We start from the raw sequence: 12043 nt of genomic DNA, 5'->3' as shown, positions 1-12043 counted from the left end.
CTGCGTCGGATTGGGGGAATCACCGCATGAAAACCAGGACGGCCTTGTCGGCAGCGCTGCTGGCTTCCGCCGGGATGGCGACGGGCGCGCTCGCCGAACCGCCTGCGGTTGCGGTTGCGGCCGCAGGTATGTCCGATCTCGACATCATGGCGCATTTCTTCATGCCGCTGGCTCCCGTCGAAGCCATGATGCTCGACAGCTGCTCGAAAGTATATCGTACCCGGCTGGAAACCTGGCCCGACGAGATCGCGCTCGAACAGGCGATTCCCGGCATTCACGATGCGATGGTCGCCAGCCTGGTCGCCTATTGCGAGAAGAACCTCCCCGCTAAGCTCGACGAGGTCCACGACAAGACACGCGCGCGTATAAGCGCGCGATTTACGCCCGCCGAATTGGGCCGGCTGGCAGATACCTATCGCGGTGCCGTCTATTCCATCGTCAAGATACGCGTCGAGGTTCGCGACGGCGACACGGCCGTGGGCGCAGCGAAACGCGCCGATTTAGGTGCACAATTCGATTCCAGAGCGTTCGAGGCAACGCAGCAGGCCTTGTTTCGATCGCCCGGGGGCGCCGCACTGATCGAGCGCGTCGCGGCGCTGCAAAAGGAAACGGAGACGCACATGCAATCCGACTTGGGCGTCATTTTCCCCGTCCTTCAACAGGGGCTCAAAGTCGCGCAGCAGGCGGGTAACAGCTACGCGAGGAGCAAAGGCTTCAAGGACGTCTACAGCTTCGATTGATCGCGCCGAACGAGCCGATTTGCGGAATGGCGTGCGCCTCAGCGCCACACCGCCGAGAGCGGATAGAGTGCGATCAGCCAGATCAGGCAAGCACAGACGATGCGGCGGTCCTTTGCCTGGATCGCGAGCGCCGCGACGGGGAAGAAGCTCCAGGTCAGGACGAGCCGGCGCAGGTCGAGGGGCGGCAATCCGTCGAGCGCCGCGACGCTGGCGATCAATGCGACATTGCAGAGCAGGATGCCGCCGATCACCTTGCGCCGGTGCTTGTCGAAATGGGCGTTGAGGTCGTCCCACGCATCGGGATCGTCGGGAAAGACAAGGCTGGCGGCGACGAAATAGACGGCGGTGACGATGAAGCCGCCGAACAGCACTGGCCAGTTCAGGGGCAGCAGGTCGCGCAAGGACCAGCCGTACATCCAGAAGGTGACGACGTCGCACGACACGAACAGGCCGAGCAGCGCGGTCGGCCAGCCGATGCGCACGCGGTGGCTGGCCTTCAGCGCGCGGCTCAATCCGCCCAGCCCCTCGGCGAGCGCGAGGCCGAGGATCAGCCCGAACAGCGAAAAGATGAATTCGAACCCGCTCATTTGCTCCCCGATGCGGCGCGCGCTGCGCGGCGAAGCTGTGGCAAACAATGGAGTGGCGGGCAAGGCGAAGCCATTCCGGCACCCCGCTTCGTGCGTGATGGAAAAAATATCTCACGCGAAGCCTGTCCTGAGCGCCTGCCAAGGCAGTCGAAGGGGCGCGAAGGCGCGAAGAAGAAGGAAGGGATTTCTCACACAAAGACACAAAGAGGGCTGTTTTCGGGCGCTACCGGTCGATTGCCGAACGACGGTAGCCTCGATCAAAGCCGGACGACGTCCGGCCTTACGTCGTCCAACGCCCGATTGGCACGCGGCATCAGCGGCCCCAGCCGCCCTCTTTGTGTCTTTGTGTGAGACTTGACGCCGCCAGCGGCCGAACCCGCCGCCAGAAACCCCACGCAACCCCTTCGCGTCTTCGCGTCTTCGCGTGAGATAATCTTGTCTAAGCCCCCATCAGCTTTGCCGTGATATCCTCGGCGGCATAGATGCGGATCGCGGGCTGCTCGGGCGAGAGCGCGCGCATTTCGGCGACGAAGGCGGCAGACGCGGGGACCGCGAAATGGGTGCGCACCGCGTCGATGCTCTCCCACTCCTCGACGAACATCAGCCGGTCGGGGTTCTCGACATCGATATGGCAGTTGTGCGCCAGACACCCCGGCTCGCCCCGCGACCGCGCGCTATGCTCGGCGCCGAGCGCGATCATGCGCTCGCGATGTTCTGAGGTGAGGATGACGTGGCCGGTGATGAGGATCGTCATATTTCGCCTACTCAACTGAGAATTTGACGACTGGCGGTCTGTCGTTCAACATAGGGCGGAAATCATGCCATTCCGGCCTCCAATCGTTCGAGCAAGCGATGACGATATTAAGCATAAGCAATTTTTCCTGCCTCAAAGAAGCTGAGTTTGAGGTCACCCCAGTTGTAGCAATAATTGGCCCCCAAGGCAGCGGAAAGAGCGTCACCACCAAGCTAAACTACTTCTTTGCAGATATACTAGATCTGCACATTAAAGCTGCTGAACGAGGAGACTCGTTTGAAGAATTTAAAAGGACTATTGGAAAAAATTTCCGATCTTGGTTTCCTCCTTCAGCTTGGGGGAAAGAGCGTTTTAATATTAGCTACGCATCAGGCGATTTTTATGTTCGAATCTTAAGGCGAACAAAAAATAATCGCCCTACAGAAGAACTCGCGATATCATTCTCGGATTGGTTTGAAGATTTTTATAGGAAATCCCTTTCCGCCTTCAATAACATTAAAAGACGTTCGCTTGATCAAGATCTTTTTGATCAGGCTGCAAGAGGAAGCACTGATCCATTCGACGACATCTGGCGCCTGCGAGACACACTTCGCGCCAGAATCTCGAAGGAGCTAAGAAATGAGTTTGTAAACTCTCAAACCTTCATTCCTGCCGGCCGGGCATTTTTTACCAGTATTGGTAAAATGGTCGCTGGTTTCGATAATTTCAGCAACCTTGACCCTATCACCATCCGCTTTGCGAAGCTGTTTTCGAATCTCAGAGAACACAACGCATCATTTGGCGGGAATATGTTTAATAGGCGCATGGGTGACGAGTTTCGTGCTCGAAATATGGATTTTACGGACCGACTTTTTGGCGGCGAGATCGTCTACGAACCTGAAGCAGAATATGTCAAAACTAGAGATGGGCGCAAAGTCCCCTTTTCTTCCTTGAGCAGCGGGCAGCAAGAATTGTTGCCGATGTGGACGCTCATTAGATATTTTGCAGAAATCGAGGAAATTAGAAAAGGAAATAAGTCCCCGCAGAGGGAAATACTTTACATAGAAGAACCAGAGGCCCACTTGTTCCCTACCGCCCAGAGCGCGTTTTTGGGGTACATCTTTGACAGCCTTAGATTTACCGAGAATACACGAAGCCTTATTCTGACTACCCACTCACCCTATATCATGGGACGGCTGAATGTCTTCCTGAAAGCGGGATCGCTCTCTAGGAGGAAAAAGCGCAACACGGATATCAATGAAGTTGTACCTAGAGATCGATGGATTCTTCCAAATCAATTCAGCGCTTACGCAATTCAAGATGGATTTGTGACAGATATTGTCGGAGACGATGGGATTATCGACAGCTCTTACCTTGATTCCATATCTGACGATATTGTCAGTGATTTTGACAAGCTTCTCGATATAGAAATGAAGATATCCTAATGACCGAAGGCTGTTGCGAGATCGTCTCTCATTCAAAAATCAAATTTGAAGAGAAAAAATCGTCTGTGGTTTTTCGCAATCCCGATAATCACGAATTTGAGCGATGCGAGATTGATGGATGTCTTATCACAACCGGGATTCGCTGCGACAAGCTTTTACGGCGCCCGAATGTATGTTCTTTATTTATAGAATTGAAAGGAACAGACCTTGAGCATGCTAAAAATCAACTAGCTCAGACGATTTCCTCTTCTGAGCTAAAATCAAGGAGGGAGAAGCATGTGGCGGCGATCGTGATTTGCTCTAAGGTTCGTATACCCGCTGCTTCCGCATTCATTCTTCGCGCGAAACAAGAGTTCGCGAAACAATTGCAAGCTCGTTTTATCGTCAAGTCCTCGCCGGCAGAGTTTTGTCCCTATGAAGCAAGCGGCGTTGCGTGACGCCACGACGAAATAGTCCATGACACTTCCATGACACCAACTGTCACAAACGCGTCACACAAAACCCCCAAATGGCCCTCAGCGAGTCGCCGCGGGGGTGGCGGCTTGGTTCGGTAACGACCCCCGACAGGATCATTTCATGGTGAAGAAATTTGCCCGCATCACCGGCCTGCTCGCCTGCGCCGCGACCGCCGCGCTGGCGCTTTCGGCTTGTCAGGATCAGGCGTCCTCGGGCGGTGCCGCGCGCGATTATATCAGCGCCGTCGGCTCCTCGACCGTCTATCCCTTTGCTACCGCGGTCGGCGAAAAATTCGCCGAGGCGACGGGCAACAAGGTGCCGAAGATCGATTCGACCGGCACCGGCGGCGGCTTCGAGCGTTTCTGCGCCGGCGTCGGCGGCGACACCCCCGACATCGCGAACGCTTCGCGCCGCATGAAGAAGAAGGAATTCGACACCTGCGCCAAGAATGGCGTCAAGGACATCGTCGAAATCCAGGTCGGCATCGACGGCATCGCGCTGGGCGAAGCGCAGCGCGGCCCCGGCTTCAAGCTGTCGGAAGAAGACGTCTATAAGGCTCTGGCTGCCAACCCCTATGGCAAGCCGAACACCGCGAAGACGTGGAAGGACGTCAACCCGGCGCTGCCCGCGGTCGCCATCTCGGTCTTCGGGCCGCCGTCGACCAGCGGCACGTACGATGCGTTCAAGGAGCTGATCCTCGGCAAGGGCTGCGACGCCAACCCCGAGATGAAGGCGCTGAAGGACAGCGACAAGGACAAGCATGAAGAGGTGTGCACCGCGCTGCGCGGCGCGCCCTTCTATGTCGAGCAGGGCGAGAATGATAACCTCATCATCTCGAAGCTGGACAAGAACCCCGACAGCCTGGGCATCTTCGGCTTCAGCTATCTCGACGCCAACAAGGACAAGATCAAGGCGGTGCCGGTGCAGGGCGTGGCGCCGACCTATGCCGCGATCGCCGACGGCAGCTATCCGGGTTCGCGCCCGCTGTTCATCTATGTCAAGAAAGCGCATGTCGGCGTGATCCCCGGCCTCGCCGAATATGTCACCGAATTCCTGAAGGGCGCGGCGGCGGGCGGCTACCTCGCCGCCAAGGGCCTCGTCGTGTCGCCGAAGGACGTCGCGGACAAGGCCGCGGCGAACGCCAAGGGCATGACCGTGCTGGACGGCGCGGAGCTGAAGTAATCTCCCCCGCGGGTGGCCGGAGGGAGGGGCCCACATCCCCTTCCCCGGCCACCGTTTTTTACGTCACCTTCCCACCCCGTTCGTGTCGAGCGAAGTCGAGACACCCATCGGGTCGGCGCATGGTCGAGGGGCATCTCGACTTCGCTCGATGCGAACGGGATTGGCAGATCCGGTGATTTTGGAAATTGTGACGCAGAGTCATGAAACTGCCACGTCATACCGCTTGGGGTGACGGGGGGATCCGGACAGGATAACGGGGACACAGTGACTTTCAACGCCGCCGCCTTACTGCTGCTGATCGCGGGGCTTGCCCTGATCGGCTGGCTTGCCGGCCGGGCGCGCTCGCTGATGCTGGCGGGCCGCGCGCACGCCAAGCTGCATTCGCGCCCGCAATATCACGGCTGGTACGTCGCGCTGTGGCTGTTCGCCCCCGCCGCGATCTTCCTTGCCGTCTGGTCGGCGGTGTCGCCCGGCCTGATCACCAACAGCGTGCTCGCGAGCGAGGCGGCGCAGGGGCTGCCCGCCTTCGGCTTCGAGCGCGGCGCGATCCTGTCCGACGCGCGCAATGTCGCGCAGGGCGCGCAGGCCGCGGTGCGGATTCCCGCCGCGGCGCCGCTGGTCCAGCCCTATGCCGACGCGACGCATTTCTATGCGTGGATCGGCATCGCCGCGATGCTGGCGCTGGCGCTGGCGGGCGGGCTCTACGCCTTCACGCGGATCCGGCCCGATTTTCGCGCGCGGACGCGGGTCGAGAAGATCGTCATGGCGGTGCTGCTGCTCGCGTCGCTGGTGGCGATCCTGACGACCTTCGGCATCGTGCTGTCCTTGCTGTTCGAATCGATCCGCTTCTTCCGCCTCGTCTCGCCCGCCGAGCTCTTGTTCGGGACGACATGGGCGCCGACGAGCGGCGCGCCGCAGCCCGATACCTTCGGCGGCATCCCGCTGTTCTGGGGTACGGTGCTGATCGGCGCGATCATCGCGATGATCGTCGCGATCCCGATCGGGATGATGACCGCGGTGTATCTGACGCAATATGCCGCGCCGCGCGTGCGCCGCTGGGTGAAGCCGCTGCTCGAGATCCTCGCGGGCGTGCCGACGGTGGTGTACGGCTATTTCGCGGCGCTGACCGTCGCCCCTGCCCTGCGCGAATTCGCGGTGATGCTGGGCATTCCGAACGCCTCGACCGAAAGCGCGCTCGCCGCGGGGATCGTCATGGGCGTGATGATCATCCCCTTCGTTTCGTCGATGGCCGACGACAGCATCAACGCGGTGCCGCAGGCGATGCGCGACGGATCGCTCGCGCTCGGCGCGACGCCGAACGAGACGATCCGCCAGGTGCTGATCCCCGCCGCGCTGCCGGGCGTGATGGGCGGCATCCTGCTCGCGGTCAGCCGCGCGATCGGCGAGACGATGATCGTGGTGATGGCCGCGGGCCTCTCCGCCAACCTCACCGCCAACCCCTTCGCCAGCGTCACCACGGTGACCGCGCAGATCGTCAAGCTGCTCACCGGCGACCAGGAATTCGACAGCGCCAAGACGCTCGCCGCCTTCGCGCTCGGCCTCGTGCTGTTCATCGTGACCTTGCTGCTCAACATCGTCGCGCTGCGCATCGTCAAAAAGTATCGCGAAGCTTATGAATAGGGACACCGCCCCGACCGACTGGAAAGGCGCCGCGATGCAGAAGCGCATCGCGGGCCGCTATGCCGCCGAGCGCCGCTTCAAGCTGTTCGGGCTGGGCGCGGTGCTGCTCTCGGGCTTTTTCCTCGCCTTCCTGCTGTTCGTGATGGTCGGCAACGGCCTGCGCGGCTTCACCTATACGAACGTCGAGGTGCCGATCGACTTCAAGGCGATGCCGCTGACGGTCGATGCGTCGCGGCTCGGCGATGCCGACGCCGATCAGGCGATCGCGAATGCGGGGCTCGCCGACATCGTCGCCTTCGCCGCCGGCGAGGCGCTGGGCGCCGAGGGCGCGAAGATGATCAGCGAAAATGCGTGGAAAGAAGTGCGCAAGCAAATCAAGGCCGACCCCGCGATCCTGCAGGGCAAGACGGTCTTCCATCTCCCCGCCTCGTCCGAAGTCGACATCGCCGCCAAGGAAGGCGCGAAAGGCGCGCTGGGGGCGAAGGTCGACGCGCTGCAGCGCGACGGCAAGCTGTCGACCGGCATCCATTGGCCCTTCTTCAAGAATGCCGACGCGACCGATCCCGCGGTTGCGGGCATCTGGGGGGCGCTCAAGGGGTCGGTGCTGACGATCTTCATCGCCTTCCTGATCGCCTTTCCGACCGGGGTGCTCGCCGCGCTGTATCTCGAGGAATATGCGCCGAAGAACCGCTGGACCGACCTCATCGAAGTGTCGATCAACAACCTCGCCGCGGTGCCGTCGATCATCTTCGGCCTGCTCGCGCTGGCGGTGTTCATCAACTGGTTCGGCATCTGCCAGGCGAGCCCGCTCGTCGGCGGGCTGACGCTGGCGCTGATGACGATGCCGGTGATCGTCATCGCCAGCCGCAACGCGATCAAGGCGGTGCCGCCCTCGATCCGCGACGCCGCGCTCGGCGTCGGGGCGAGCCCGGTGCAGGTGGTGTTCCATCATGTCCTGCCGCTCGCGCTCCCCGGCATCCTGACCGGCACGATCATCGGCATGGCGCGCGCGCTGGGCGAGACCGCGCCGCTGCTCCTCGTGGGGATGCGCGCCTTTATCGGCGACGTGCCGGGCGGCATCTGTTCGCCCTCGACGGTGCTGCCGATGCAGATCTTCCTCTGGTCGGACGAAGTCGACCGGGGCTTCGTCGAGAAGACCTCCGCCGCGATCATCGTGCTGCTCATCGTGCTGCTGTCGATGAACGCGCTGGCGATCTATCTTCGCAACAAGTTCGAAAAACGCTGGTGACCATGACCCAAGATGATTTGACCATCGCCGACCCCAAGATGACCGCCAAGGGCGTCGACGTCTTCTATGGGCAAAAGCAGGCGATCAACGACGTGTCGATCGACGTCGGGACCGACCTGGTCACCGCCTTCATCGGCCCGTCGGGCTGCGGCAAGTCGACCTTCCTGCGTTCGCTCAACCGCATGAACGACACGGTCGCCAGCGCGCGCGTCACCGGCACGATCCTGCTCGACGGCGAGGACATCTATGCGCCGTCGATGGACGTCGTGCAGCTGCGCGCGCGCGTCGGCATGGTGTTCCAGAAACCGAACCCCTTCCCCAAGTCGATCTATGACAATGTCGGTTACGGTCCGCGCATCCACGGCCTGGCGCCGTCGAAGGCGGACCTCGACGTCATCGTCGAGCGCGCGCTGGTGCGCGCCGGTCTGTGGGACGAGGTCAAGGACCGGCTGGGCGAGAGCGGCACCGCGCTGTCGGGCGGCCAGCAGCAGCGCCTGTGCATCGCGCGCGCGATCGCGGTCGACCCCGAAGTCATCCTGATGGACGAGCCCTGCTCGGCGCTCGACCCGATCGCGACCGCGAAGATCGAGGAACTGATCCACGAACTGCGCGGCAAATATGCGATCGTGATCGTCACCCACAACATGCAGCAGGCGGCCCGCGTGTCGCAGCGCACCGCCTTTTTCCACCTCGGGACGTTGGTCGAGTACGGCAGGACCACCGACATCTTCACCAACCCGAAGCAAGAACGCACCAAGGACTATATCACCGGCCGCTACGGCTAAACCCCGGCCGAACAAGGACGAAGCAATGGCAGTTACCAACGATCATACCGTCAAGGCGTTCGACGAGGATCTGAACCGCCTCCGCGGCCTGATCAGCGAAATGGGCGGGCGCGCCGAACAGGCGTTGCTGCAGGCCATGAGCGCGCTGAACAATGGCGACCTCGACCTTGCGGCGCAGGTCGTGCGCGACGACAAGAAGATCGACGCGCTCGAAGCCGAGATCGAGCAGCTCACGACGCAGACGATCGCGCTGCGCGCACCGATGGCCGACGATCTGCGCGAGATGATCGCGGCGCTGAAGATCGTCTCGGTCGTCGAGCGGATCGGCGATTATGCGAAGAATATCGCGAAGCGCGTCGCGCTGATGGACCAGACGCGGTCGATCGAGTCGATCCCGCTGCTGATGTCGATGTCGTCGAACGTCGCCGAACTCATCCACGACGCGCTCGACAGCTTCGCGGCGCGCGACGCCGAACTCGCCGTGCGCGTGACGGTTCGCGACAAGAATGTCGACGATTTCTACAACAGCATCTTCCGCACGCTCGTCACCTTCATGATGGAAAATCCGAAGCACATCACCGAGAGCGCGCATTTGCTGTTCGTCGCCAAGAACCTCGAGCGCATGGGCGACCATGCGACGAACATCGCCGAAATGGTCTATTATGTCGTGACCGGCGAGCGGATGGAGGAACGCGAACGCGGCGAGACGCCCGAAGGCGCGGCCTCCTCGGGGCAGGAGAAGGGCTGATGCCGCAGCCCGACCTGCTGCTGATCGAGGACGACGAGGCGATCGCCGAGCTGATCGTCTGGCACTTCGCACGCGAGGGCTTTTCGGTCCGCCAGACCCCCGACGGCGAGCAGGCGCTCGTCCTCGTCGAGGAACGCGTGCCCGACATCGTTCTGCTCGACTGGATGATCGAGAGCCTGCCGGGGATCGAGGTCTGCCGGCGCCTGCGCCGCAACCCCAAGTCGGCGAACGTCCCGATCATCATGCTCACCGCGCGCGGCGAGGAAGAGGATCGCATCCGCGGCCTCGAAACCGGCGCCGACGATTATGTCACCAAGCCGTTCAGCCCGCGCGAACTCGTCGCGCGCGTCTCGGCGGTGCTGCGCCGCCTGCGCCCGGCGCTGGCGGGCGAGCTGCTCGCCTATGCCGATATCGAACTGGACTCGGTCGCGCACAAGGTGGTGCGGGGCGGCCAGATCGTCGCGATGGGTCCGACCGAGTTTCGCCTGCTGCGTCATTTCATGGAGCATCCGGGGCGCGTCTTTTCGCGCGGGCAATTGCTCGACAGCGTGTGGGGCCAGGACAGCGACATCGAACTGCGCACCGTGGACGTCCATATCCGCCGCCTGCGCAAGGCGATCAACCTGCCGGGCACGGCGGATATCATCCGCACCGTGCGCTCGGCGGGTTATGCGCTGGATGCCGGGAAGAGCATCTGAGAATTTCGGTCGGGGTGTTTCATTTGCCGCCGATCTGGCTGCGATGAGCGGGTTCGATCGGTTGCGGGCATTGTGATCCCCGGCGAAAGCCGGGGCCCAGAGCGGCAAAGCACCAGGCTTGTGTGAGAATTCCCTGGGCCCCGGCTTTCGCCGGGGATCACAGAAGGATGTCCGCTTCCCACCCCAATTCCGACAGTCCCTCTTCGTCATCCCGGACTTGATCCGGGATCCATGGCCACCCTCGCCTTCTGGACGCCGGATCAAGTCCGGGGTGACGAGTGTCGGGAATCCACCCCAAATACCGACCCTATCAGAAGTCGATCTGCGTGCGGAGGCCGAAGGCGTCGGCCGAATAGTCGCGGTCGCCGGTCGGGGTGCCGATCGCGGCGTCGTCGAACATCAGGCGGCCGTAGTTCGCGGTGAGGCGGACGTAGGAGATCGGGGCCCAGACGAGCGACACGCCGAGCGTGCGCTGGCGGCCTCCGACAATGCCCGCATCGTTAAGGTCGAGATAGTCGTAGCGCGCATTGACCTCGATCGCGCCGGGGCCGCCGGCGTTGATCGGACGCGACGGGGCGAGGCGGTCGAAGGCGCCGTCCTTGTAGATGCGCGCGTCGCCGCGCGTCAGCACATAGCCGACCTCGGCATAACCGCCGAAGAAGGTCGGATCGGCAAAGCCCGGACGGCGCGCGGTCTGCCAGAAGCCTTCGCCCGCGACGTGGAACGGGCCCGCGAGGGCAGCCGCTTCGACGCCGAGGCCGCGTTCGCTGGTCGCGTTGAACGTGCCCGTGTCGACGATCCGGCTGTTCGTCGTGTGGACGAAGGGCCGCGACGCATACCGCACGGCGGGCGCGTCGTTGATGTTGCGCCAGTGGCCCGAGCCGCCGAGATGGAGCTGGGTGTTGCCGAACTTCGGCATCCAGATCGCCCGCGCGTCGAGGCTGACGCTGTTGTTCGAATCGCTGTTGAGGTCGTTCGCATTGTCGCCGAACACCCCGCCCTGCAGCAGCAGCGCCTTGCCCTTATATTGCGCCGACAGCCCGACGCGGCGTTCGAAGCCGAAGGCCTGCGTGAAGGCCGCGCGCTCGAGCATCGAGGTGAAGAGGTCGCTGGTTAGCTCGTCGAGCGACCAGAAGGGCTTTTGCTGCCCCGCCGTGACGGTCAGCGGGCCGGTCGCGTAGGTCAGATACACGTCGGTCAGATCGACCGCGCTATTGGCGAAATCGGCCTCGATCCGATAGCCGAAACCGCCCGGAATCTTGCCTTCCATGCCGAGATAGGCGCGTCGAAATTCGGTGGCGAGGCCGCCGTGCGTGTCGGTCACCCCCGCGGGCGCGTCGATGCTGGCGACATCGACCTGCAGGCGGCCGCGCGGCTTGAAGCTCCAGCCGTCGGCGGTCTTGAGCTCGGGGGCACCCTTCCACGCGATTTCGGTTGCGGGCTTGGCCGTGACGCTCGGCGCGGCGGGCGCCGGAGCAGCAATCACGGGGGCCGGAGCGGGCGCGGACGGGGTCGTTGCCGCGTCGAGCCGCGCCTCGAGAGTCTGTACCTTTGCCTTCAGCGCATCGAGTTCGGCGCGGAGCGCGGCGGCTTCGTCGGCCGACATCGCCTGCGCATGGGCGGTCGACGGCAGGCTGAGCATCGTGGTCGCCAGCAGGCTGGCGGCAAGGACGTGACGCATGGGGGATTTGCTCCGTTGCGAAAGGTGACAATCTCGCTGCGCCGCTATGACAATAGAATGACATTTGCACGTCGTTTCGATGACATTTTTGTTGCAGC

General features: G+C 62.3%; 12 protein-coding genes. 9 read left to right on the top strand and 3 right to left on the bottom strand.

The genetic code is table 11. The features are described 5' to 3' along the window. Positions 1-26 precede the first annotated feature (26 nt). Entirely contained in the window at positions 27-740 is a 714-nt protein-coding gene (locus ATE64_RS11695) for a hypothetical protein (protein WP_058456108.1), read from the top strand. A gap of 38 nt (positions 741-778) precedes the next feature. Here the strand turns inward: ATE64_RS11695 and ATE64_RS11690 are convergent, their stop codons facing one another. Together ATE64_RS11690 and ATE64_RS11685 are read right to left on the bottom strand one after the other, a co-directional pair. After that, complete coding sequence (locus tag ATE64_RS11690; protein WP_058456107.1) at positions 779-1327, bottom strand: hypothetical protein; 549 nt, start codon at positions 1325-1327, stop codon at positions 779-781. Positions 1328-1766: 439 nt separating this feature from the next. Continuing rightward, positions 1767-2081 carry a putative quinol monooxygenase gene (locus tag ATE64_RS11685; protein WP_058456106.1) on the bottom strand — a complete coding sequence of 105 codons (315 nt, stop codon included), beginning with the start codon at positions 2079-2081 and terminating at the stop codon, positions 1767-1769. A 98-nt stretch (positions 2082-2179) separates the two neighbouring features. Between ATE64_RS11685 and ATE64_RS21195 the strand changes: the two genes are divergently transcribed. The 8 genes from ATE64_RS21195 (at position 2180) to phoB (ending at position 10264) form a co-directional block, all read left to right on the top strand. Next, on the top strand, positions 2180-3505 hold the full coding sequence (locus ATE64_RS21195) for an AAA family ATPase (protein ID WP_082657716.1): 1326 nt from the start codon (positions 2180-2182) through the stop codon (positions 3503-3505). Next, a complete protein-coding gene (locus ATE64_RS21640; RefSeq protein ID WP_156416569.1) occupies positions 3505-3942 on the top strand; it encodes a hypothetical protein in 438 nt (145 codons plus the stop codon). Before ATE64_RS21195 ends, ATE64_RS21640 begins: the two co-directional genes overlap by 1 nt. A 139-nt stretch (positions 3943-4081) precedes the next feature. Next, positions 4082-5143, top strand: a complete 1062-nt coding sequence (locus tag ATE64_RS11675; protein WP_058456104.1) for a substrate-binding domain-containing protein — start codon at positions 4082-4084, stop codon at positions 5141-5143. A gap of 264 nt (positions 5144-5407) precedes the next feature. Then, a complete protein-coding gene (pstC, locus tag ATE64_RS11670) occupies positions 5408-6784 on the top strand; it encodes a phosphate ABC transporter permease subunit PstC (protein WP_058456103.1) in 1377 nt (458 codons plus the stop codon). Continuing rightward, complete coding sequence (gene pstA / locus ATE64_RS11665) at positions 6777-8033, top strand: phosphate ABC transporter permease PstA (protein WP_058456102.1); 1257 nt, start codon at positions 6777-6779, stop codon at positions 8031-8033. Before pstC ends, pstA begins: the two co-directional genes overlap by 8 nt. A 2-nt stretch (positions 8034-8035) precedes the next feature. Then, positions 8036-8818, top strand: a complete 783-nt coding sequence (pstB, locus tag ATE64_RS11660; RefSeq protein WP_058456101.1) for a phosphate ABC transporter ATP-binding protein PstB — start codon at positions 8036-8038, stop codon at positions 8816-8818. A 25-nt stretch (positions 8819-8843) separates the two neighbouring features. Further along, entirely contained in the window at positions 8844-9566 is a 723-nt protein-coding gene (gene phoU, locus ATE64_RS11655; RefSeq protein ID WP_058456100.1) for a phosphate signaling complex protein PhoU, read from the top strand. Beyond that, entirely contained in the window at positions 9566-10264 is a 699-nt protein-coding gene (gene phoB, locus ATE64_RS11650) for a phosphate regulon transcriptional regulator PhoB (protein WP_058456099.1), read from the top strand. Before phoU ends, phoB begins: the two co-directional genes overlap by 1 nt. Positions 10265-10574: 310 nt before the next feature. Here phoB and ATE64_RS11645 read toward each other — a convergent pair whose 3' ends face one another. Next, complete coding sequence (locus tag ATE64_RS11645; RefSeq protein ID WP_058456098.1) at positions 10575-11945, bottom strand: porin; 1371 nt, start codon at positions 11943-11945, stop codon at positions 10575-10577. Between the last annotated feature and the right edge of the window lie 98 nt (positions 11946-12043).

It is taken from the genome of Sphingopyxis sp. H073 (assembly GCF_001468395.1).
GTDB lineage: Bacteria > Pseudomonadota > Alphaproteobacteria > Sphingomonadales > Sphingomonadaceae > Sphingopyxis.
The sequence above is the reverse complement of the archived record's forward strand: the minus strand, read 5'-3'. Positions and strand labels throughout refer to the sequence as shown.

Bases quoted from the DNA above. Each gene is read 5' to 3' on its own strand.
- ATE64_RS21640 (WP_156416569.1), top strand. From the start codon at position 3,505: ATGACCGAAGGCTGTTGCGAGATCGTCTCTCATTCAAAAATCAAATTT.
- ATE64_RS11690 (WP_058456107.1), bottom strand. From the start codon at position 1,327: ATGAGCGGGTTCGAATTCATCTTTTCGCTGTTCGGGCTGATCCTCGGC.
- phoB (WP_058456099.1), top strand. From the start codon at position 9,566: ATGCCGCAGCCCGACCTGCTGCTGATCGAGGACGACGAGGCGATCGCC.
- ATE64_RS11685 (WP_058456106.1), bottom strand. From the start codon at position 2,081: ATGACGATCCTCATCACCGGCCACGTCATCCTCACCTCAGAACATCGC.
- ATE64_RS11695 (WP_058456108.1), top strand. From the start codon at position 27: ATGAAAACCAGGACGGCCTTGTCGGCAGCGCTGCTGGCTTCCGCCGGG.
- ATE64_RS21195 (WP_082657716.1), top strand. From the start codon at position 2,180: ATGACGATATTAAGCATAAGCAATTTTTCCTGCCTCAAAGAAGCTGAG.
- phoU (WP_058456100.1), top strand. From the start codon at position 8,844: ATGGCAGTTACCAACGATCATACCGTCAAGGCGTTCGACGAGGATCTG.
- ATE64_RS11645 (WP_058456098.1), bottom strand. From the start codon at position 11,945: ATGCGTCACGTCCTTGCCGCCAGCCTGCTGGCGACCACGATGCTCAGC.
- pstA (WP_058456102.1), top strand. From the start codon at position 6,777: ATGAATAGGGACACCGCCCCGACCGACTGGAAAGGCGCCGCGATGCAG.
- ATE64_RS11675 (WP_058456104.1), top strand. From the start codon at position 4,082: ATGGTGAAGAAATTTGCCCGCATCACCGGCCTGCTCGCCTGCGCCGCG.
- pstB (WP_058456101.1), top strand. From the start codon at position 8,036: ATGACCCAAGATGATTTGACCATCGCCGACCCCAAGATGACCGCCAAG.